Origin of the sequence: Bartonella sp. TS25HLJMH (genome assembly GCF_042193505.1) — a bacterium.
GTDB classification, from domain to species: Bacteria; Pseudomonadota; Alphaproteobacteria; order Rhizobiales; family Rhizobiaceae; genus Bartonella; species Bartonella grahamii.
Genome location: NZ_JBHILV010000020.1, coordinates 1 through 24,688, shown reverse-complemented (window position 1 = coordinate 24,688; position 24,688 = coordinate 1). Strand labels below are relative to the sequence as shown.

The following is a 24,688-nucleotide window of genomic DNA, read 5'->3' as shown; positions in this document are numbered from 1 at the left end:
AGAACCAGCCGCAAGTGATGTGATTTTGCTGTTTGTCTTCTCTCCATCTTTTTCTCCATGCTTAGCTACAAAAGCTTTGTCACCATCGCTCCAAGATAAAGAATCTTGTGCAACTCCTTCTGAGACTTCCTTAATGCGGGCATTCACATTCTTGATATTATCATCAAGTCCTTTAAAGGCAGAACCAACATCGGTATGCGGTTTATCTGTTACTTCACCATCTTTATCAATACTGGATAAATTATAAATTGGCCCTTTAAAAGCACCATCCTTAAATTCAGCATCTCCACCCAAGAATTTTGCTACATCCGTTGAAAGGATGTGAATCTGTCCTCCATTGATAACATCTGTTGAGTTTTCCGCAATCAATCCTGCGGCTACATTATGCAGTGCAACAGGTGTAGCATCCTCCCCTTTACCAAAAGTTACATTTGTATAGTCAATTTGATCATCGGTTGTTTTATCGTAAAGAACAACAGAAGAACTATCAGACAGAAGGGTATCAGAAAGATCCTTCAAACCTTTATCAAGCTGTCCCTTGTTAACCGCTTCATTATCTTTTTCTGCTGCCTTCACACCAGAAACAGTCCGTGCTGCACCACTCTTGTTTGCGATATTGATTTCACTACCTTCTACTCCTTTACCAATATTGATAACATCTTCATTTTTCGTAACAAGAAGATTACTAATTACATCGCTGATCGCATTTTGAACCTTTGTGAAAAGTTTACCCACACCTGAAAATGCATCTGATACATTCTTATAGCTTGATTCAGCTTCAGTGCCATCATCATTGATAGTTTTGAGCTTAAAATCAGCAACATTCAATTCCCCATCTTTATATTCAGCGTCATTAGAAAAATATTTTGCAACCTTATCGCCCAGTGAATAAAGTTGAGAACCATTTACTGCATCCGTCGATTCTTTCGTAATATCTCCTACAGCAAGCGATGTGATTTTACTGGCTTTTCTGTCATCCCCTTCCCCATGCAGAGCCACAAAAGCTTTGTCACCATCGCTCCAAGATAAAGAATCTTGTGCAACTCCTTCTGAGACTTCCTTAATGCGAGCATTCACATTCTTGATATTATCATCAAGTCCTTTAAAAGCAGAACCAATATCGGTATGCGGTTTATCTGTTACTTCACCTTTTTCATCAATATTCGATAAATTATAAGTTGGCCCTTTAAAGTTTTTTCCATCAAAGGATACATCTCCACCTAAAATTTTTGATAAATCCGAAGCTATGGTATTAATCTGACCACCCGTGATTGCATCATGTGAATCCTTGGAAATCTTACCATCAGCAACATTATGGAGACCTACAGCCGTCTTATCTTTAGCTTTTCCTAAAGTCACACTACTATAATTAGTTTTACCATCTGAATCTTTATCATAATGAACAACTGCTGATTCATCAGACTGAAGACTGTTCGAAAGATCTTTCAAGCCTTTATCAAGCTGTCCCTTGTTAACCGCTTCATTATCTTTTTCTGCTGCCTTCACACCAGAAAGAATCCGATCCGCACCAGCCTTATTGGCAATATTGATTTCACTGCCTTCTACTGCAGCTCCAATAGTGAGACGATGTGTTGTTTTGTCTTGCTGAACAAAGCTTTCGCTTTCTACTTTGTTAATCACATTATTAACCTGTTCAGTCAATTTATTCTGAACATTTGTGATAGAACTACCAACTCCAGAAAAAGCAGATGCTACATCATGATATTCCTTATCTTCAGGGCTGCCATCTTCCTTGATTGCTTTTACCTTGAATGTAGGAGCTGTCCATTTACCATCCGCATAGCTAGCACCACCACCTAAATAAGATGCAACACCTGTGCCCAATGTATGAAGCTGTGAGCCATTTACTGCGTCTGTTGAAGTTGCACTGATTGCCCCGCCGAGTAGACCGGAAAGTTTCCGCTCTTCATTACTTTTGTTCAAAATACTGATTTCGCTACCACCAGTTTCCATACCAACAGTGATAAGACCTTCTCCTTCATTAGGGAGACTGCGCGTTCTCCTCTTCTTTGCTACTTGCTTAACAAGGATACTGTCTCTTACTTCATTAATTTCAGTATTTGTTGCCAAAAGTTGGGAACCATTGACCGCTTCGGTTGATTCTGCTGTGAGTGCACCATCTTGAATGCCTGTTATCTTCTTACTGCCAGCGTCAATACCACCCGTTGTTATTTTCGGACCACCTGTAATCACTAAGCCTGTTGCGTCTAGGGTATTTGTGCCTGCCTTTAAGCTCGTTAATGCAACATCTTGAGCCAGATCAAATTTTATCTTATTATCTTTATCGCCTTTTGTAATTTTAAAATTTTTACTTCCAGTTGAAAAATCTACTGTATCATCTATGCTAACGGCTTGGGTATTTTTATCATCAACAGAAAGTTTCCAACCTTTGCCTGCGTACTCTCTTAGTGCTTTCAGCTGCGCAATGTTGACGGCATCAGTGTCTGCATAACCCGCTGCCACACCTGTAAGCTGTCGTGTTATCTTATTCGGAGTATCACCAATACTAAAAGCTCCTTGAGTGCTCTTCCATATCACACCATCATCTGTTGACCGGCCCCCTATGGAAGGATCATAGCCAACTGTGGACGCTGCGTTACGAGAAACAGATTTATAACCCACAGCAACACCACCATCAAAAAGTACTTGTACATTTGAACCTAATGCAATACTATTTTTAGCTGTTGCAACTGAAAGTCCACCTAATGCAATACTATTTTCACCAGATGCATTGGCAAAACCACCTAATGCGATACTATTGTCGGCAGTTGCACTTGAAAGATTCCCTATAGCAATACTTCCTTGCCCACCTTCTCCCGCACTGGCAGCAATTGTAATGCTCTCCGATTCGGCATGCCATTTAAAGACACTATCATCGGCAGCTTTTTTAATCTCATTGTGAAGATTTACATAAGACTTACCCACACCCTCAAAGGCTTTTGCTACATCCGGAAAACTTTCTTCTTCAATCTCATTCGTCTCAGGATTGAAAGTTTTAATTTTGAACTTTGGATCATCCCATTGACCATTTGTAAATTTAACACCACCACCTAAATACCCAGCTATATGGGTAGCTACAACATTCAACTGACTACCATTTACCGCGTCTTGTGAATTTGCACTAAGATCACCAGATGTAACACCCGTTATCCTTTTATTTCCAGCATCAATACCAGAAATGGTTATTTGCGGACCATCAGTAATGACTAAGCCCGTTGCATCGAAGGTATTTGTACCTGCCTTTAAGCTCGTTAATGTAACATCTTTGGCAAGATCGAATTTTACTTTATTATCATCCTTGCCTTTTGTAATTTGAAGATTTGTACTTCCAGCAGAAAAATCTACTTCATCGTCTATAAGAACGGTCGTGCCATTTGCACCGCCAACAGATAGTTTCCAACCGTTTTCTGTTACGAATCTTTTCATGTCTATCAACTGCGCAACATTCACTGCATCGGTAGCATTCTTCCCAGCTGCTACTCCGACAATTTGTCGTGTTATTTCTTTACCAGGATCACCAACACTCACTGCACCTTTCGTACTTTTCCACTGAGCTTTATCATTTGCTGCAACCTCACCCTTTACCGAAGGAGCATAACCAAACTCACCAGCAGCCCTATTGGCTACAGAATCTCTCCCTATAGCAACGCCATCTTTCACCGAAACTATAGAATCAGCACCGATAGCGATAGCTCCTTCTCCATTTGCTTCCGCATAAAATCCAAGAGAAATGGCATGCTTACTAACTGCCTGTGAGCGATGACCAAGAGCAGTCGAACCATACCCTAAAGCCTTAGAAACTGCACCTACAGCCGTTGAATAATCACTCTTCGCGGTTGTATAATCGTTATCCTTACCACTATATTCTGAACCTATTGCGACACTGCTTAGACCCATAGCGTGAGCCATGTAACCTATAGCAATGCCATTGGCTTCATTTGATACCTGCGCTTGATAACCTAAAGCAATCCCTTTACCCCCCATTGTATTTGCTTCAGCACCTATGGCTATACCATACAGCGCCTCCTTTGTTGCAGATGCATTGTAACCAAGAATAATCCCCTTTTCTGCATAATTCTTCGCACCGTAACCAATAGCCATTGCATAATCAGCATTTGCAAGTACTCTATTTTGTTCATCAATATTCTGGGTTGCACCTCCACTAACAGCTCCAACACCACCGATTGCAATGCTAAAAATTCCTTCTGTTTTTGCCCCCCGCCCCAAAATAACAGAACCATACGATCCTGTTGCTGCTTCTGCCCCATAACCAACAACAACATTCCAACCGTTTTCAGATTTTGCACCATACCCGACAATAACAGAACCCTGTGCACCTTTCTGACCATTACTAGAAGCCGCAGCGTCACCAATAACAACAGTCCACGCGCTACCTTTCTGAACAATCCCATCACCCAAAATAGTATTGTTGTTTGCAGCACGCTGCATTCCTGCAGTTCCATCCCGCAAAAGGTCAGAAATATTAACAAGCGTTGCATTCTCATCATTGTAAACAAACTGCAGAGCTGTAGAGCTATCAGAAACAGACAACTGACTATTAGTGAGGACGCTTTTATATCGTTCCTCTTTACTTACCTCCCCTTTCGATAAATTATCACCCTCTGCCGTCAGAACATTTACTATAGAGCTCTCATCACTCGGACCTAGAAGAGTTCTGGTTAAAAAATTTGCATAGTCTTCAGAAGCATTTACCTTAGATATCAAAGCAACATTCAGCGCTTTTAAATAACTGTCTTTTGAAACAGAAGAGGCATTCAAACCAGCAACAGAGATGATGTTTTGCGGATAAGAAACACCAGCACTTTCTACACCTTCAAGAAATGTGTTTCTAAAATCAGAATTTGCTGAAAAAACAGGTATAACATTCGATAAAAATGTAGCCGCTGTAGCCAACGAAAGAACTTTAACAAAAGAAAAACGAGAATTATTTAAATTACTCGTGGCTCGTGGGGCATAGAATTTTTTCATAACAAACTCTCCAATGAAAAAACTTAAAAACACCTCCAAAACATAAAAAAGACACATTTAAACGCTATAAAGTTCTCTAGAATTGGTTTTTTATAGACATAAAATTTAGTACCTGATTGAAAAGATAGAGAAATTATGTTTTTAGGTTTTATGGTTAATGTGCTTTACTCTTTTAAATTTCCTAGGAAGGTAAATTTTTTGTGGTGATTGGTTTTTTTAACCTTTAAACTTATTGTTTGTTTTTTTCAAGGGGTAGAGTTAATTTAGTTATTGTTTCTATAACTTCCTCCAGTAAAATTGAAATACATTTAAATATATATTTTGTCTTACTAGAAATTTTTTAATAGATTTCTAGAGAGTTAGGTTTTTTCTATCTGTGGAGTGTTACAGATTTTTTAGATTTAAAAATTAAAGCAGAGAATAATGAACTTATAATTTATGAAAAAACTCATTATCTTATTTTGAAATAAGCAGTTCACTTTGTTGAACTTGTATGTTGTTTTTGAAACCTGTATTCATCATTATAGCGCTTATCAATTTATATATATATATATAAATTCTTTTTACATACGTAAAAAAAATTCACCCCTGCCTTATGAGACAGGGGTGAAAGGAGTTTTTTATGTATTTTGTTTATTATCAGTTCAATGTCATATTGAATCCTGCACCTATACCCCAGTGACCTCCAGAAGTTGTTGCGGATATGTTAGAGCGATATTTTCCATTTTCGGAAGTGTAACCTGCACCAAAGGCAAATGCAGATTGGCTACGCCATAAACCACTACCAAATCCAACGCTTAATTTTCCAGGCGTATCATTGTAGCGTAAGTTAGACACCGCAAGACCAATAGCCGCTGCTTGTCTTGCCTCTTTTTTCACACTCTCAATACTATAGTTTAAAACATCAAACTTCATATCTGTATATTGCTTAGCCCGATCAACAGCATCATCAATCGCATCAATCACAATATTATTAACCCGTTGATCTGTATACTGCTTGGATTCATCAAGAATAATCTTCATCTGTTCTTTAGTATAATCATGGAGCTGACCACCATTTACAGCTTCTTTCGAACCTTTTTCAATTTTACCATCAGCCACATTATCAATCATAACAGGTTCACTAGGATCACCACCCGCTAATGTGATTTTATTGGTTTTTTTGCCGTTTTCATCTCTGTCATAACGAACAGCATCCTCTTCAATGTCGTCAACTCTATTATTGATGTTATCAACTTTGGCATCAATATTAAGAACTGTATCACCAATATCAGCAATCGTATTGGAAATGTTATCAACTCTGTTGGTAAGATGCTTCACATCTTTTTCGACACCAGTGACACGTTCATTAGTTTCCCAAAGTTGTCCACCATTGACCGCATCTTTCGAATCTTTTGCAATTTTACCATCAGCTACATTGATAATTTTATTCGGCTTTCCATCGCGACCAGCATCATAGGCTTTTTCTTTATCATTCCACTTTAAAGCATCTGAATCGACCTTGTTGATGACATCATCAATACGGTTATTAATATTTGACATATTTTTATTGACGTCACCAAAAGCATCAGCGACATTATGGTGCTCTTTCTCAACAGTCGTACCATCAGCATTGACTTGAACAATCTTAAAAGTAGGATCTGTCCATTTGCCATTCTCATATTTGGCACCGCCACCGAAATAATTAGCAAGCTGGTTACTCATGGAATAAAGCTGGTTACCCGTAATGGCATCTGTTGAACCTTTAGCAATCTCACCATCCAAAAGATACTTCAATTTGCTGTTTGTTTTCTGCCCATCTTTTTCATGACGTGCAACAAATGCTTCTTCTTCATCATCCCACAGTAAAGCATCTTTAGAGATACCTTCAATTTGTTGATTAAACTCATTGGATACATTTGTTAAGCGTTGATTCACATCTTGAACATTTTTATCAAGACCTGTTAAAGCTGAACCAACGTCATAAAAGTTAGCCTTCCCTACCTTACCATCTACAATAGCCGATAAAGTATATTTCAGCCCTTCAAAAGCACCGTTAATGAACTTTGCACCACCGCCAAAAAACTTTGCAATATCTGCTGATATTTTATTAATCTGACTACCATTGATTGCATCGTTGGAATTTTCAGAAATGCTACCATCTTTCACGTTACGAAGAGCAACTGGTCCGTTGTTCTTATCGCCGCCCAAAGTTACACTACCATAATTAACACTATTATCGTCATTCTTATCATAGAGAACCGCAGCAGCAGTTGCTATCTCAATATCTTTAGTAATATCCTTTATGCTTTTATCAAGTTGATCTTTGTTAACAGCTTCATCACCTTCCTCTGCTGCCCTAACACCAGAAATCTTGCGTGCTAGCTTACCAACACCTGCAACATTGATCTCAGTACCAGCTGTATCCTTACCAATAGTGATAACACCTGATACACCTCCATCTTGTTTAACAAGACTATTTTTTATCACATCAGAAATCTTATCATCAATCTTATGGATAGAAATATTCACACCAGTAAATGCATCAAAAACATTATGATATTCTTTATCCTGAATAAGGAATGTTGGCTCTATACCATTCAATACATCTGTACTGCCACCAAAATATTTTGATGTATTTTGAGCAACCGTGAAAAGCTGTGAACCATTTACTGCTTCTTTTGATGCTTGAGAGATTTCTCCATCTTTTATACCAGAAAGTGTTCTCTCTTGATTATCTTTATTTGCAATACTTATTTTTGTACCACCGGTTTCTTTACCAACAGTAATAAGACCGTCTTCGCCCTCCTGCTTCACAAGGCTATTTTTTGTTATATCAGAGATTTGATTGTGAATATTTGTGAAAGTATTATTCACACCTTCAAAAGCATCAGCAACATTGTTATAGGGCTTCTTAGAGACAGCACCATTATCGCCGATATGATAAACTTGGAAAGTAGGAGCATGCCATTCTCCATTTTCATCATATCCTGCTCCACCACCAAAATATTTAGCAACATCATTAAACCCACTGATCAAATTTGCATTAACATGCCTGATATTTGTATCAAGTCCATCTAAAGCCGATCCAACATCATTATGCTCCTTCTGTTTGACCTGACCCTTTTCATCAATAGTAGTTAAATTATATCTTGGTTTTTTAAAGACTCCATTCTCGAATGAGGTCCCACCACCAAAAAATTCAGCAACATTTTGGGATATTTTATTAATCTGGCTACCATTAATTGCTTCTGTTGAATTTTCTGAAATCTCTCCATTTTTCACACCCGTAATAGTTCGCTCTCCCTCAGTACCTGCGATATCGATTTTTGTTCCGCCTTTTTCTTTACCAATGGTAATAAGCTTTTCGTCCTCATCCCATTTAACAAGACTATTACCTGTTACATTGTTAATCTGATTATAAATATCCGTGATAGAACTATCGATAGCAGCGAAAGCATCAGTTACATTATTATGTTTCGTTTTCTGAACCGTAAAAGTTGGTTTGAAGCCATCAATTACATCTGTCTCACCGCCAAAATATTTTGAAATATTATCAGCATAATTGAAAAGCTGATGACCATTTATTGCTTCTGTTGAATCAGAACTGACTTTTCCGACTGCAACACCAGAAATAATTCGATTTTTGGCATCATTATTTGCAACATTGATTTCGATGCCATCTTTTTGCGCACCAATGGTAATAAGCTTCTCATCTGCAACCCACTTAACAAGGCTATTATCTTCTATTTGATCTTTTATTTCATTCAGCTGTGAAACATTTACGGCATCATTCTCATTAGTACCCTTTTGTACTCCTGTAATTTTTTTATTAGCAGCAAAAATACCACCCTTGGTCATGTTTGGACCATCCTTGATCATGAAGCCAGCATTACTCATTCTGCTGTCCCCTGTTTCTACACGACCAACTTTAATATATTCGCTTAAATCAAAGGATACGTTATTGCCTTCACTTTTGACAATTTTTATATTTGTGTTCTCACTCTCATTATTATCATCGTCTTTCTGCTTAACTGCAACAAAATTCACCGTACTACCAGCTTTAACATCTGTAGCTTCCTCACCATTGACAGAAAGCTTCCAGCCTGTTGCCATCCCTGCTGTAAAGTCTTTTAACTGCTTATAATTTACTGCATCGGTATCGTCTTCTGCTTGAGCTACTTTTGTGATTTTTTCATTGCCAGCATCAATACCATCAAAAGCAATTCTGGGTCCCTTATTACCTTCAAACCCAAAGCCATCATCACTCATAATGCTTCTGCCTGTAGTGACACTCGTCAATTTAAGATTATCATTTAAAGAAAATGTGACTTTATTATTGTCTTTTTCAATTTTAATATTTTTGCTTCCATCCTCACTCGCACCCGCAACAAGGTCTACTGTACTACCAGCTTTAACATCTGTAGCATTGTTACCATCAACAGAAAGCTTCCAGCCTGTTGCCATCCCTGCTGTAAAGTCTTTTAACTGCTTATAATTTACTGCATCGGTATCGTTTTCCCCTGCCGCTACTCCTTTAATCGTTTTATCACCAGCATGAATGCCATTAACAGTTATGCTCGGCCCATTACCATCAGTAAACCCAAAGCCAACAGCACTCATAACGCTTTCTCCTGCTGTGACAGTCATTACCTGAATATCATCAGCTAGATCAAACGTGACATTGTGGTCTTCATCTTTTGTAATCTTAATATTTTTGTTACCTTCATTGCCAGCTGACTGAAAATTTACTGTACCGTTTGGACCAATAGCCGTAGCATTTCCACCGTTAACAGCAAGCTGCCAACTCGTTTTGGTTGCCTCTTGTACAGCTTTCAGCTGTTTATAATTTACTGCATCGGTATCTTCAGTGCCCTCTGCTACGTTTATAATCTTTTTCTTGGCTGCATCAATACCATCAATAGTCATACTTGGACCATTATTACCATTAATAAAAAAGCCATCTACAGTCATGCGTGAACCATTTTCACCATTAACAAAAAAGCCATCATCACTCATCGTGCTTTGGCCTGTGGTGACTTTTGTAAGTGTGAGAGTATCACTCAACGTAAATTCAATTTTATGCTTATTCTCTGTAGTATTTCTTTCAATCTTTAAGTTATTTTTTCCTTCTTCTTTTTCACTTTTCACTGAAAAATCTACGGTATTGCCTGAATTAACAGCTGCAGAATCTGCATCGTTAACAGAAATGTTCCAGCCTCCTCCTCCTGCTATGACATCTCTCATAGCTTTCAACTGGGCAACATTGACTGCATCAGTGTCTTTACTACCAGCTGCCACCCCTGTAATTTGTCGTGTTAGCGTGCCGTTACCCTTGCCACCAACTTCACCAACGCTGAAAGCGCCTGCAGTGCTTTTCCATGCCATACCCGTTTCTGTTGAATCACCATTCAGATAAGGGTCATAACCAACAGTCCCCTTAGCTCTATCAGAGAGAGAGCCCCCACCTAAAGCAACACCGTCATAAACCGTTACTTGTGCATTTGCTCCAATAGCAACAGAATCTTCCGCTTCAGCATAGGTATGCGTACCTATAGCAATCGAATTTTCCCCCTTCGCTGTTACTTTTCTGTTAGCTTCTGGAGTTCTGTCAGAGTCCCTGCTCCCTATTGCAATAGCACCTGACCCCAAAGCTTCTGCTTCTGCACCTATAGCAATTGCATAATTCTGTTCTGCTTTTGTCTTAGTCCCTAAAGCAACGCTATTTTTACCAGAAGCGGTTGCAAGTCCACCAATAGCAACCGTAGATTCCCCCGACGCTTCTGATCCCACACCCATAGCAACACTTGCTTTTCCAGCCGCAAGCGCAGAAACACCAAAGGCTTGCGCCCCTCCAGCCTTTGCCGTTGCACCTGCACCAAAAACGGTTGAATAATTCCCCGTTGCAGCAGATCCACAACCAGTTGCAAAAGAATAAACACCATAAGCCTCAGGCATAGCATTCGCAATACCACCAGTCAGCGCCCCCATATAACCACCACGAGGGTTTGTCCAACTATCACCACCCCAAGTGACCTTTTCAGTGGTTGTTCCATAAGGATTACGATCACCAAATTTTTGATCCGTGATAAATCTGTTATATTGCTCTGCTGCAGTTATAGTATTAGCAGCATTCGCCTGTTGTTTGCCCCCACGTCCAACAACATTATCCGCACCACAGAAATCATCATCACCAGATAAAACAACACTACCATGACTACCATGTGCATAGGAAACACTGGGACCAGGTGTACTTTGACTAGCCCCTCCTACTATCGCAAGATTGGCAGCAAAAACTGGCGAAACACTTGATAAGAGTGTGGCCATTGCCGCGCTGAGAGAGAAAGCTTTAATTAAATTTGGTGTAGAATATTTTTTTTTCATAAGAATCTCCTCCTACAGAGCTCAACATCATCACAACGCGTGAAAACACACATGGCAAACCCATCAGTTTGCGCACTTCAAAAACCAATAAATCAAGAAAAAACCCTCCCATCGACACCGCTATTTATTACGGCATCGCCCTAAAATCTTTGCGACAACATCGAATCTAGAAAAGTCCCCAACCCTTTTAGCTAGAGGGATTCAAGCTAAAAAATAAATAAAAACACAAGACTTTGAAAATATAACGTAATCTCCATTCAAAAACACTGCGATTTATCTCTTAACAAAAATAGTTTCACTAAAGAGCAATTCTAATTTTTAAATAAAGCGCATCAGAAGAATGGCAAGAGTGTAAAAAATAATTTTTTATAAATTTGTCAAAATACTTCTCAATAAATTAGCTGTTCTTACAAGCATAAATTTATGATTTTTTAACTTATCGCATAATGTAATGAATGATGATTATCATAATGACCTCACTCTTTTCTGCAAGGTAAACTGTTTCAATATATGATACATCTCTTTGAAAGAAATCTGTCTTAAATATAATAATGCACGCTCTGTAAAAAGTTCCAACGTGCTCATCTCATCATCTTCATAAAAGACAAAAGCGCACCTATAAATAGTCTTTTGTTCTTCTCTCTTATATGTCTGTGACCCTTTTATAGGAACAAAACATCGTCATTGTATTTTCACTGTTGTGTAAATTTTTTTGTATTACTAACTGTAATTCTTTTTATAAGCAGTTTTATTAGAGCAATACATTAATTTATAATGATAATTTATTCATTTTTTCATGTTGAATAAGAGACCAAAAAAGTTTTATTTTTTAAAAAGGCTGTTCGTTTGTATCTTATGAATTTTCTAGATGTGCTTTTCAGTTTCGATTTTACGCTTTAAATGTAATTTTAAAAGTGGCAAAGTGGCTTCGACTTCTTCCATATCATTGAGGTTTTGAATAAGCTCTTGCAATCTTCCATAAAGCTCTGCTGCTAATTCCGCAACATCTTCAGGAGAAAGATCTATTTTTGCATCATGATAGGTCGTATAAGCTAAATGTCCAAGCTTTTTCATCAGCCCAGCAGGAATCGCTCGCGGTTTAAAACCAGCTGCTTTCGCATTTGCCATATCTGAAAACATCTCGCCATCGCCCGTTACAAGCCAGTTTAAATTGACTTTTAATTTCTGTGATAAAACAGCCAAAAATTCTACATTGGGAAAGGTCGTGCCTCTTTCAGCGTGATCATAAATGGCTTTATTAATACCTAAACGGATTGCTATTTGGTGTCTACTAAATAGCAAACTTTCTCGTATCAAACGTAATCGCTTCGCTTGTTCTGTTTTGGGTTCAATCTCTTTTTTTGCCAAATTATACAATAATACAAATATTGCGTTGACTTAATTCAATATTTGCATTATACCTCTTGTTACTGCCCCTTATGTTAGGCAAAGATCTACATACATAACCCCACAAAAATGGATGTTACAGCATCCGTCTAAGCAGGAGCGAAAATTATGACAATTACACAAAAAATGCAATCGCCGTGGTATTTTGCTGAGCAGCGCCCCTGTAATATAACCTTGGAAAAACTCAAGCCTATCAGAGGCTATTTTCCAGAGTCAAAAACGTTTGGACACAGCCCAATGAAAACGCTAAATGCGCCACTGCCAACTCTATCAGTTTGCACGCCAAGCAAATTCTTGCCAACTGCTTTCTCAAAAGTCACAGTCATATTCTTTCAGAAGCAAAAAGCCTAATACGATTCTCTTCATTTCATGCTGTGCAATATACCACTGAAATCTTATTACAAAAATATGCTAATGCATTTCCCATAGGTTTTTATAAGGTAAAAAGTTTATCAATGTCTAAAAATCAATATAAAATAGGCAAAATAATTGGTATTCTACAAAAAATGAGATTATCACTCGTTATTAAAAAGTTAGACGTTTACAAACCATGTTTGCTTATTTTATATATTAATGGGGCTGATTTAGCTGTAATTGGCAATAGAGATTTCAGGGTGTTTGGTTTATCGTCAGAATGCTCCTCCTCTATGCATATTAAAAGCCTTTTAGCAATGTATTTTAAATGCTATAAGTTCTATAGTAAACACATTACCATCCATATTTACAATTGGGCGCTTCAAAATCTTGAAGTAATACAGTCTTTAATAGACATTGGTTTAAAAGCGCGTATTTTGCAGAAAATTGACAAAACCATGAGGTTCGTATACATGGCAATTCTAAGTAATAATAGTGGAGTGATACTTAAAAAAGACGCATGGAAAACCGCGACGCGGAGGAATTAAACATGGCCTCTTTATGCGATAAAGAATTATCTGATACACTAGTTGGTCTTTATGACGACTATCAACGCGGTTTCGACATTGGAGAAGAGCTTAAATTGTGCGTGGATTTGGCGTTATCTCTTGAATTGGAACTCAGTATTCACCGTTTAAGTGAAACAGATGCTGTTTTAAAAAAAGAGATTATGCAAACCTTGCATCGTCGTAGAAATACCCATTCCAATGAAGATGAAATTGATACAATTTTTCATATGGATTTTGAAAAACAAAAATAATGCAACACTCTCCCCGTATGATACGATATTACCTCATCGCTTTACTTTCTACTGCGCTTAAACAAAAAACTTAGATTTAAAGTGTTACGGTTTCGTCTTCTTAACAACAGTGAGATGAATTAAAGAAACGCAGCAATTCTTGTGGGTCGTTATCAAAAAATAGAGAGTATTCTCTAGCATCCATCAATTTATGCTTTATTCATTAAGCACCAACTTTTACATTTTCTCACTCCCCTATAAAAGCAAAATATGAAATATGTTGTAGCGTAAATATTTATAAAATAGCGTATATTACTACACTTAAATGTAATTTATTGTTTTTCATGCTTATAAAAAAGCACTATGAGTATTCCAACAAGCGCAACAATGCTTTGAAAAAAATATATCGATTGAGGTGATATGCTACTGTTATCGCTTGCCATAATGAGATAGACTGCGAGGATCAAGCATCCAGAGATACCATTAAAACTTGCCTGCAATCTTCCTTGGTATTCAGGATCACAAGAGAGTTGTGATAAAGAAATCGAAAGAGCCCAACTCGAAAGTCCAACTCCAATCATAAAGTAAACAGGAAAAACAACAAAATTGTGTGTATTAACAGATAGAATAGCGAGACCAATAGCCATAAAAGCTAATAAAATAGCTAATGTTTTCCTTATGGATAAAACTTTACAAAGTAAGTGGTGAAAAAAACGCACCTGTCAATACGCCCATAGAATAAAGCACCTCAAATATTGCAAAGGTCCTGCTATCCGCATGCAAAACCTCTTGTATATAAGGAACGAGAATAACAGGAATGGTCATCAAAAGAGTCATAATAATCATTTGGCTTACATACGGTACAAAAAGAGCTGGATTCTGTTTAAAATAATGAAGGGATGCTGTATAATTTTCCCACCAGTTTTGCTGGTTTTGGTTTTTAGATCTTCGGTTTTTAGGTACCTTCATTGCAAAATTAAATAAACCAGCAATAATAAAGAATATACCACCTATTAGAAGAGTTCCTTTTGTTCCTGCATAGGACAGTATCAATCCACTTAAGCCCATACCTGCGATAGTGCCAAGTTCATAAACCATATCGATAGTCGCATTTGCATTGATGAGCTGTTCCCTCAGCACAATACTTTGAATTAAAGAAATAGCTGATGGCATATAAAAAGGGATAAAAATACCCAAAAGAGCAGATAAAACCATCAATTCAATTTCTATACCAAAATGCCAAAGCATTACCCAGCTTACGATTACCAAACCTCTCACAAGATTTGAAATAATAATCTGCGTTTTACGGTTATATTTATCTGCCAATATGCCAAAAATAGGCGCAAAAATAATGCCAGGCGCCCAAAGAAAAAGCATCATCAACGCTACACCACGGATTGAGCCCGTCTGATTGTAAGCGAGCCACGACAATGTAATATAATTTAGTCCACTTCCAAATGTAGCAAATAAGCCACTCAAAGTAAAATAGAGAAAAGTTCTATTTTCAAATAAAGCAATGCGTTCCTTCAAATTTGAAGTGAACATAAATTACCCTCTAAAATGAATCCCAGTCGATATGCATGATACATCCTGTTTAAAAACAGGCATTCTTACAATTTTCATTTTAGATCATTAAATTTAAGAAAGCAAAATTTCTTTTTTGAGGCTTTTACAATCTTTGTGCTGTTGTATGATTAATTCTTCTATGAAAACGGAACATTTATGGACAAAAACAAAATTAATATTTTATGTGCGTTTTATTCAGAAGCTACACCTTTATACATATGTGAAACAATTTTACGGTATGAAAGCTTCACACACATCATTGTCCTTATTATTCCGTGCACTAAAATATGTTCGAGTATATCCCTCCATGTCGTTCTTCTATCACCACACTTCGTCTCTAAAAGAATAAACATACTATTATCCTCACAATAAATATTGATAACTTTTCTTCTCCCCTTCTCTAAATCTTTTAAAATAAGCCCATTACAGTTAGTTTTCCAATTAAAATATATAATGTAATATCTTCCTGAGCAGTTAAATTATTGCAATCATATCTCTAAAGTTTCAGATTTAGAGTACAAATATATAAAGGGGATTTATCGTGGATAACTTGATTAATAAATGATTTTATTCATCATCAAAACAAACCTTATCTATATGATGTCGTATTTGATGATGAATTAAAGAAATAGGAGCAGTTCCATCAATTGTTATAAACCGCTCATCTATTTCTGATAAAACTTGGTATACTTTGTAAACTTTTTCAATAAAAAAGAGTTTTTCTTCGTATTTTAAGTTTAAACCATCCCTTTTCTGCAACCGCTCCAGTATAGTAGTGGGCGGTAAATGAAGATAAAATGTAATATGAGGTCTTGGAATAGATTGATTTAATTTAACGACACTTTCAACAGAAAGCTCTCGAGCATAAAAATAAGCAAGACTAGAATAAACATATCGATCGCTAATTAATAAATTTTGCGATGACGTTAAGGAAGGTTCAATAATTTCAAGCGTATGTTTGCGTCTATCTGTCGCTGATAAGAGTGCTAAAAGCAACGGATCAATTGCTTTTCCATTATCTAAGTAATCTCTAATTTCTGGATTATTTCTATACCAATAACTGGGTTGAAAAGTTTGTATTATATGTTTTTCTGCTGAGTAATGGCGAGCAATTTCTTTTGTTTGTGTTGTCTTTCCACTCCCATCAAACCCGCATAAGACAATAAAAGAACCAGAAAATTTCTTTGAAGACCACATGGAATTATAAACTTTTTTATCAAGATACATTTTGTCTATATACTTTCCATAAGTTAAATTGTTTTATGTCTGAAATCTCTTAATGTTTAATAAGGTTGTTTTAACTCGTCTCTAAACAGAAAACCACAATATTCCCGCATTTGTATAACTTTATGATAAATGGCAGTATATAGACTTAGTTTTAAGATAAGTTTATATTTTAGATAACTTAAAATTAGATTAAGTATTTGTAAAAAATATATTTTTTCTCACACTACATGCCCTGCCATTTTTTAACGAATTCTAGTAGAGTTTCTGAGGATTACTCCTATAGCGTCGTGTAAGTGTATAGAAATGAGTTCGATCTAAGTATATTATTGTCCCTAAAAGCTGACACTAGATTGCGCTACATAAGAATCTAATGAAATCAACTCTATCTTTTCTCAAACCACTGCCCTCGCTATAAGCATTTGATATTCGATTCCGTCAAAAAGCAGCAGAGCAATTATCGGAAAACATCGCTGAGATATTGAAATATGTCTTGCAAAAGCGTTTGAATCAAATGTTTCACTATATTTTTCGGTATATTCATAAACTGAAACTAAAAATATTATAATAAGCCCTCAAACAACGACAACGTCTAAATCAGCCGTAACAAAGCCTCCTAAAACTGAACCAATAACACCTTCTCTCTATATAAAAAGACTACTATGTAAAGGCTTTAATACAATATCTTAGCGCTAATGCCATAAATGTTTCTGATAGATAACGAAGTTTATTGTCACAACAACATCTAACAACGGTCAATAGCAAAACCTAAACCTTGAGTATAAACAAAATCAACTTGAAAGCACAAAATATATCTCTAGGACATAGTTCCTTATTGGCAAGCCCCCTGCAAGAGACGCAGTAAAAATAAGCCTCATCCTACTCATTCTCCTGAAAATAAGCTATCACTACCATAAACATCAGCGTTCAAATTTTCCCTACCGAAAAAACTTGATATGCCCAGTAATACATGTATATGTTCATAGCTTGTGAACATGTGTGCTGATTTATAATACTGTGTGTTTTTAAGAGATTCTGAAATGGGGGGGATAATGTGCACAAACAACTGATGTTTCGGTTTTATGGGCTTGTTGTCCTGCTGTATCTTTCTGATATGTTTTTATTTTTAAGTAATCTTTGGAATGCTTATCGCATAACATCCTCATCGGTTTTCCTAGGCGTAACCATGGTTTTGGGCACCCTTATGCCCTATCTTTTGAAAAACAGCGAACTTGTGCGCATTAAAGCCTCACTGCGGTTGGTCGATTTATACAAAGGCGGATCATTATCTATAGCCTTCTTTTATTGATTGCTCTTTTCCATTACGCTGATTCCCCCTTTGGTTTTATCGCTGTCTCTATCTCTATCGGCTATCTCTCTTTGATTACCTTAAGCACACTCGAGACTTATAATACTAAACTAGCACTTAGTGGTTATATTAGTGCCCAAAAGGCTTCCCGCATTATGCAAACAGTGGTGCAAATTGGCGCCTTTTTGGGAGCAGCACTAAGTGGTTATCTCTTAGAAGCGACCAGCCCTCGAGGGGCGGCGGCTGAAATTGGCTATAATGGTTTGATTGTATCACTTTGTGTGTTTGACATCATTATAAGCCTTATAGCCAGATATATTATCTTTTGCGATGAATATAACGCCACAGATACCACAGCACTTGAAACTGGTAATAAGCCAGCACCTACACCGCAAGCGGATGGTCTCTCCCGTGAGCTTAAACTTTTATGCGTCTGCATAGGGCTTATTGGCTTTCATATTTGCGCTTATAATACGCTGGCAACCATTCTTTTTCAGAGTGTGAAAAATTTTGGCTCTGAATATTATGGGCTTTGCAGTGCGGTTGCGGGCGTGGGCGCTTTTTTGGCTGCTTTTATCAAAATCCCTCGCTTTGAATTTATTCTCCCAGCCCTTATGTTGAGCGTAGCTGATCTTATTTTTAGCACCACACAATCGCCCTATTTGGCTGTGGTCTTTTGCTTTTTTATTGGCTTTTCAATGAATACCATGCGAATTAATGCCCGCAAATATACGATTGAAGCGACTAAAACAGAGGCTCAAGCAGAGCTGGTGGGAAGCTATAACGGCATGCTTTATAGTCTTCTCCCAATCGGCAGGTTATGTTATCCTTGGTCTTCTTACAAGCTCTGTCCTTATGGGTCCTCAAGCAGCTGTTTATCTTCTGCCCCTTATAGGGCTAATAATCTTTATTTATGTTCTTTTCCTTTTATCACAGCGGAACAAAGTATGAGAAAACCTATTCTTATTGTCGACCCTTTCTCCACGGGTGCCCTCTATGCCCCTGCTTTGCAAAAATTAGGCTATGCTTGCTATGGTGTTGTCTCTCAACAAGCTCCTTTTTCACACTATATGCTTTCTTATCAGGGAAAGGGCATGGCAGAAGCGAAGCTTCATAGTGTAGATGAGATAAAGAAACGCTTTCCTATCGGCGCGATAGAGGCCGTGGTCGCAGGCGCCGAAGGGGGTATTTATTGTGCAGATCAATTGGCGGCTTATTATGGTTGTCTTGGGAATAACCCCTTGACTACCGATTGGTGACGGAAAAAAGCAGCGATGCAAAAACGCCTTTGTGAAAATGATTTATCTTACATCCGATCAAAGATTCTTACAAAAAACGATTGTACTCTCGATGGTTTTGAAAGTCCCAGCGGCTATGTGGTAAAGCCGAATGATTCTGGTGGAAGCGATGGTGTTTTGTTTTTCTCCAGCCGTGAGAAAGTGGCGGCATGGTCCTCTAGAATCGACTGGACACAAAAAAATATTTTTGGCGCACCTAACGATGCTTATTTGCTCCAAGAAAGATTGGAGGGAGAGGAATACATCGTCGACGCCGTTGTAAATGGAGAGGCTATAAAGATATGTGCTTTATCGCGATATAAAAAAGGTATTCATAATGGAAGTGCTTTTGTTTATGAATCGCTTGATGTGCTTGATGCTCAAGATCCCTTTTATGCCCTTCTTATCTCTTATGCAAAACAATGCATTCGCGCACTGGGAATTGATTATGGACCTGCGCATATGGAAATCATGCAAACAGCTCGTGGTCCAGTAATGATCGAAGTAGGAGCCCGTCTCCACGGAGGAATTGCACCCACCTTGTTCGCGCATTGCTATGAAGATAATTTACTTGAAAGCTCCGTTAACCTTATTGCAGGCGTGTTTTCGCAAACCACAAGTCGTTTTAAGAAAAAAGGGCGTATTATCTTCCTTATCAACGAGATCGACGGTCATATTATAAAAGATGTTAACGTATGGCGACAAAAAATTCATTCTTGGGAAAATGTGGTTCATTTTATGCTCTTTTTTAAAGAAAACGAGCCCCTCCCCCTAACCATCGATTTAAATACCTGCCCAGCTATTATAGCAATTTGGGGACACAGTGATGATGAATTATCAGCTTTGGAGAGGATCATTCGTAGCAATTTCTTATAAAATACAACAATTGGGAGGAAAACATGGATTCAGCAGCGCAACTAATTGAAAATATAGACAAATATGAAAAATGGATCAAGCTTAACGGATTAAACAACAAGAAAATAATTTTGTTTACAGTTTTATTGCCGAGCATTCACGGATGGATTCTGGTATTATCTCTATCTAGAACTCCCTACAAGCATGAAGCAGAAAAGTTATCAAGCATACTTAATACACCTAATGACAACTGCTATTATCATGCGAGATGACTCTAATGTAGATGAATTTGAACTCTTAAATAATTTCTTAACTCTTGCATCGCTCTATTTCCATAATTTTTAAATAATATTCAATAACTTAAGTAAAATAAATATTTTTATTTTGGGTTTTGGTGTGTTGGTAATTTAAACCATATTAAGAGAATATATTAAAGAATTGAAATATTTATATGTCGAGATTGAAGCAGCTCTATTTTACCAAAAGAAGAACTATTATGACACAGGTGAATTTAGCTATTAATCTTTTGTTGCAAACAAGTGGAAAAAGAATGCTGAACGTAGAAAAATTTGCATAATAACCTTTAACAAAAATGATTAAAATTTAGATAGAGTTACAAGGTATGAAATAAAATTGGTTCCATCAACGCTGCAATTTTTTCTGATTAATTTATTCTACTGATATCGTTAAGGCTTTCTTCTAATGACATCGCCTATCATTAGAGAGAGAGATGATTGTTTTTCGAATTGTGACAGCACACAAATTTCGTAATTTATTTTACCCATCAAAAATTGTTGGTTAGTTGAGTAAGTTAAAAAAATACATAGCATTCCGTATAATGCCGTGTGTATGTATAAAACTTCTCAGAATGATCGTTTTAATAGCAATGTTGAAGGAGGTGCCTTTTTTGGAAAGATTGTACAGCAATTACGAGTATCTCTAGGAGGAAAAGCGCTGATTTTTAGAACAGAAAGAAACATTGATCATAACAATTTATTAGGCTAAACGCAAAATATTTATCCTAATAATTGATGATTGAATTGTAACAGAATAAGTTTTTGATAATCATAAAGAAAAAGGTAGAGAGCATGTTTTTTTAGTTAAGGAAGAGTGTTGCTCATTTTTCTTTCTAAAAGTAAGAAAATTCAAAGATAATTTTTTTGTTCTTATAGTGGTGATACAATAATTGTCGAAGTCAGTGAAGGGGAGATTCCAATACATTATTACAAAGTTTAATAAAAGTTGGAATACTTAAAAACTCTTTAATTGCTATAATGATTTAAGAATACCAGATTAAGATACGGGCAATTCAAGAGCTCAAAGCTTTGTGATAATATTGGTTTAGAATTACATCTTGTTCATTCAGACGAGATGAGCCAATTATTATATGTCATAGAACCATATGGGTGGGGAATTTAAAAAAAGCTTATCCAGAATCTGACTTAAAGGTTTTGGGAACTTTAGTAGTAAGATTGGCTTGGTCTCATGTTGCCCAAAAATTAGCACCCAATCTTGTTATGACTAGACTAAATTTAGAAGATCTGCTAACTGAAATTTTTATAATATTATGAAATGATAAAAATATTAATATTTCTTCTTGTCCCGTACATGAAACGGATGCTATTTTTATTTGTTATTCTTTGCACCATTGTTCGAAATATATTTTAGATGGTTGTCACTTGAAATATGTCTTGGAAAATTATTTGGCAAGAGAACGTGCCCATATGTATTGGAAAGTAATTTCCTATTATTTGTCTCAATCTATGGGCGCAACGTTATCAAGTATAGAATTCATGCTGACAGATGACTTGCAAAAAATACGTACCTATAACGCATTTGAAATAAAATTTTATGAAAAACTGGAATTTAGTACCGAACCATATTCGACAATAGAGAAAATCATAAAATGGCTCGAGTCTCTGTTTAAGAGTGAGAAAGCTCTTGCGTAATTCTGTTTTTCTTATGATTTTGATTGGTTGTTTGACGAGTTTTTGTGCTAGTGGTGTATTATCTATTGGCCTTTCTTTGTTACAATTCCAAGATACAACGGGAGAAGCGTCTGCTACTTTAAATGTTGTTAATTTAATCGCAATTGGAATTTCAGGCTTATGTTTGGGAAATGTGTTGGTGCGCTATCAAGGCTTTACAATTGGGTTTTATAGTCAAATTATTTGCGCTTGTTTATTATCGTTCTTATTATTTATGAACAATCCGGTACTTATTTTATTTGTGTTTTTTTTACTTGCTCTCTTGATGGGGGCTGATAATCCAAATAACAATAGTACCTTGAATCAGCTGGTTCCAGCTCCCAAACAAAAAGCTGGAATTTTTGCATTTTATACTAGTTGCTGTCAGTTTTTTGTTATTATATCCCCATTGCTTATATATTTTATAATTGCGCATTTTGGGCACAAAATAGCCATAGCCTTTATTGTATTTATTTATCTTTTGAATGCCAGCCTATGGTTTCGTATAAAGTCTATACAACAAATAAACAGAGTAAAAGAGCTATTAAAAAAGCCATCTCAAAAAGCTTATGGAGTTGGTTTTAGGTGCCTTTGGCGGGTTTCTGCGTTGCGTTTTTTAACGATTAATCGTATTTTAAATAATTTTCTCTATACGGGGACTATTGTTCTATTGCCACTTGTTCTTGCATCTATAACATCAGATAATACAAATTTTACAGCTATTCAAAATTCTATTTTTTCTTTGTCAGCACTTGGTTTTGTAGTCAATGGTCTTATCTCATCCTATTATTTACGGAAATTTCCATCTTTAATTCGTTTTTTTGTATGGGGAACTCCGGCTTTCGCAGTGATAGCAATCTCTTTTGTTTTATATTTAAATTTTACTCAATATTCCCTTTATATTATGGGTTTTTTATTAGGTATTGGGCAATTTTATTTTAGGGTATCGGGAATAACAATTGGACAAGCTATCACACCTAGTGAAAATTTAGCCGAGGTGATTTTGGCAGGCGATACCAGTGTGCGCATCATAACAGCTTTATTCTCTATTATGCTTTTATATGCCGGAAATTTTTTTTCATTTTCTACATTATACGTCCTGTGTATATTTATAGGTTTTTGCGCCCCTTTATTTATTTTACACGGACTATCTATTTACATACAAAGCTTAGAAATAAAAGAAAGCGACGCATGAACGATATTCAATTATTATATTACGTCAGCCTTTTTTGATTATCGTATAGATAAAAATTTTGTACAAATATTTATGACATTAATTTTAAATGAGCACATTGCGTGAGAAAAGCCGAAGTGTTCATTACCTCTCATATGAATAAACCGCATTTAGCCCGTTAATCGGAATTGCAAATAGCACTATGATCACCATTAATTCTGAAGCTCTATCAGAAATTAGTGATAATAGCAAAAATCCTTTAATGATATTTGAAGAGATCGTTTATGCTAGATCAGGTTATCTATAAATCGAGAGGAGAGGAGCTTAGAAATTGTAAAACTCATGGAAATTCAACTGCAGTTTCTAGGCATACATAATGGCAAGCATAGATCGACGTGAACTAGTCAATTGCAAACAATAAAAAATCCTGCAAATACTGAGCTTTTTAAGCTATCTCATATCAAGAATATGAAAGTTCGTTTTAAATTAATGGCGGAGAGAGAGGGAGCGTTATATTTATATAAAATCAATAAGTTATATAAAAGTTCGGGAGTTTTGATTCCATTGATTCTTTTAACTTATTTTATGTTTATCCCGAACCTTTTTGTAGCTTTTTGATAGCTTCTATTGCTAGTCGTTTTCTATCAGCTGTTTTGGTATAAAGGGATGCCATTTTATCTTCTGTCCAGCCAAAAAGCGCTTTCATTTGCGAAACTGTCGCACCAGCATTGGCTGCACGTGTTGCTGCTAATTTTCGCAATCCGTGCGCTGATTTTTTAATACCCGCCGCATTACATGCTTCACGAAAAAGGTTGCCAAAACTTTCTTTGACAAGCTTATTTCCACCTTTACCACAAATGAATGTTTCATTACCTATGGGACCAATTTTAAGGGTTTCCTCTAGTTCTGGTAAAATAGGAAGAAAAACATCTGTTTTAAATTGGCTCTTTTCTGTTTTGAGATAAATGATATTATCTTTGACGTCTTTCCAGCCGATACGAACGGCATCACCACGACGCAAGCCTGTATAAAGAAGAACATCAATCCAGACGCGTTCATGTGTACCATGTGACCAACGGTGATAATATTTGTCTATGTCCTCTTCTAGCCATGGCAGTAATCCCTCACTGTTTAAAGATTTTGGTGCTTTTATATTAAAGGCAGGATTTCTATTTAAAAGGGCATTATCAACCGCCCAATTAAAGAGACCGTTTAAAGAGGTCAAAAAATGTTTTGCCGCCGCGGGGGTCTCTCGCCTTCTATCTACGGCTTCAAGAATGTGTTGTTTGTTTATGCTTTTATATGCACGATCACCGATATGTTTAGAAACATTATTCAGAATTCGATATTTAACTTTTTTAGTAGATTCTGATTGATTATGCC

General features: G+C 36.6%; 14 protein-coding genes and 1 pseudogene. 9 read left to right on the top strand and 6 right to left on the bottom strand.

The features are described 5' to 3' along the window. The 3 genes from ACFINF_RS07870 to ACFINF_RS07860 all read right to left on the bottom strand — a co-directional run. The coding region (locus tag ACFINF_RS07870) for a hypothetical protein (protein WP_375620397.1) at positions 1–5,010 on the bottom strand (5,010 nt) is incomplete at its 3' end. Positions 5,011–5,649: 639 nt separating this feature from the next. Beyond that, complete coding sequence (locus ACFINF_RS07865) at positions 5,650–11,373, bottom strand: Vomp family autotransporter (RefSeq protein ID WP_375620396.1); 5,724 nt, start codon at positions 11,371–11,373, stop codon at positions 5,650–5,652. A gap of 864 nt (positions 11,374–12,237) precedes the next feature. Beyond that, the gene (locus ACFINF_RS07860) at positions 12,238–12,741 is read right to left on the bottom strand and encodes a helix-turn-helix domain-containing protein (RefSeq protein WP_375620395.1); all 504 of its coding nucleotides are present in this window, start codon (positions 12,739–12,741) and stop codon (positions 12,238–12,240) included. Positions 12,742–12,888: 147 nt separating this feature from the next. Here ACFINF_RS07860 and ACFINF_RS07855 point away from each other — a divergent pair, with 147 nt between their 5' ends. The 3 genes from ACFINF_RS07855 to ACFINF_RS07845 all read left to right on the top strand — a co-directional run bounded on the left by ACFINF_RS07855 (position 12,889) and on the right by ACFINF_RS07845 (position 13,954). Beyond that, complete coding sequence (locus ACFINF_RS07855) at positions 12,889–13,131, top strand: hypothetical protein (protein WP_375620394.1); 243 nt, start codon at positions 12,889–12,891, stop codon at positions 13,129–13,131. A 104-nt stretch (positions 13,132–13,235) separates the two neighbouring features. Further along, positions 13,236–13,682: a hypothetical protein gene (locus ACFINF_RS07850; protein ID WP_375620393.1), complete on the top strand. Its 447-nt coding sequence runs from the start codon at positions 13,236–13,238 to the stop codon at positions 13,680–13,682. Positions 13,683–13,684: 2 nt separating this feature from the next. Beyond that, positions 13,685–13,954, top strand: coding sequence for a hypothetical protein (locus ACFINF_RS07845; RefSeq protein WP_375620392.1), 270 nt, complete (start codon positions 13,685–13,687; stop codon positions 13,952–13,954). 311 nt (positions 13,955–14,265) lie between these two features. Here ACFINF_RS07845 and ACFINF_RS07840 read toward each other — a convergent pair. Continuing rightward, positions 14,266–15,478 (bottom strand): annotated as a pseudogene (locus ACFINF_RS07840) (MFS transporter). A gap of 588 nt (positions 15,479–16,066) precedes the next feature. Then, complete coding sequence (tmk, locus tag ACFINF_RS07835; RefSeq protein ID WP_375620391.1) at positions 16,067–16,726, bottom strand: dTMP kinase; 660 nt, start codon at positions 16,724–16,726, stop codon at positions 16,067–16,069. A gap of 1,051 nt (positions 16,727–17,777) precedes the next feature. Here tmk and ACFINF_RS07830 point away from each other — a divergent pair. From ACFINF_RS07830 to ACFINF_RS07805, 6 genes are all read left to right on the top strand, one after another. After that, positions 17,778–18,032, top strand: a complete 255-nt coding sequence (locus ACFINF_RS07830; protein WP_375620390.1) for a hypothetical protein — start codon at positions 17,778–17,780, stop codon at positions 18,030–18,032. After that, positions 18,029–19,291, top strand: a complete 1,263-nt coding sequence (locus ACFINF_RS07825) for an MFS transporter (RefSeq protein ID WP_375620389.1) — start codon at positions 18,029–18,031, stop codon at positions 19,289–19,291. The genes ACFINF_RS07830 and ACFINF_RS07825 overlap by 4 nt, the downstream gene beginning before the upstream one ends. A 15-nt stretch (positions 19,292–19,306) precedes the next feature. Further along, the gene (locus ACFINF_RS07820; RefSeq protein ID WP_375620388.1) at positions 19,307–20,185 is read left to right on the top strand and encodes an ATP-grasp domain-containing protein; all 879 of its coding nucleotides are present in this window, start codon (positions 19,307–19,309) and stop codon (positions 20,183–20,185) included. Positions 20,186–20,208: 23 nt separating this feature from the next. Beyond that, on the top strand, positions 20,209–20,436 hold the full coding sequence (locus ACFINF_RS07815) for a hypothetical protein (protein ID WP_375620387.1): 228 nt from the start codon (positions 20,209–20,211) through the stop codon (positions 20,434–20,436). Positions 20,437–21,013: 577 nt separating this feature from the next. Beyond that, a complete protein-coding gene (locus ACFINF_RS07810; protein WP_375620386.1) occupies positions 21,014–21,169 on the top strand; it encodes a hypothetical protein in 156 nt (51 codons plus the stop codon). Positions 21,170–22,126: 957 nt separating this feature from the next. Continuing rightward, the gene (locus ACFINF_RS07805) at positions 22,127–23,326 is read left to right on the top strand and encodes an MFS transporter (RefSeq protein WP_375620385.1); all 1,200 of its coding nucleotides are present in this window, start codon (positions 22,127–22,129) and stop codon (positions 23,324–23,326) included. 568 nt (positions 23,327–23,894) lie between these two features. On the opposite strand, the gene ACFINF_RS07800 is transcribed toward ACFINF_RS07805, so the two are convergent. Beyond that, positions 23,895–24,688: tyrosine-type recombinase/integrase (locus tag ACFINF_RS07800; RefSeq protein WP_375620384.1), on the bottom strand; the 794-nt coding region annotated here is incomplete at its 5' end.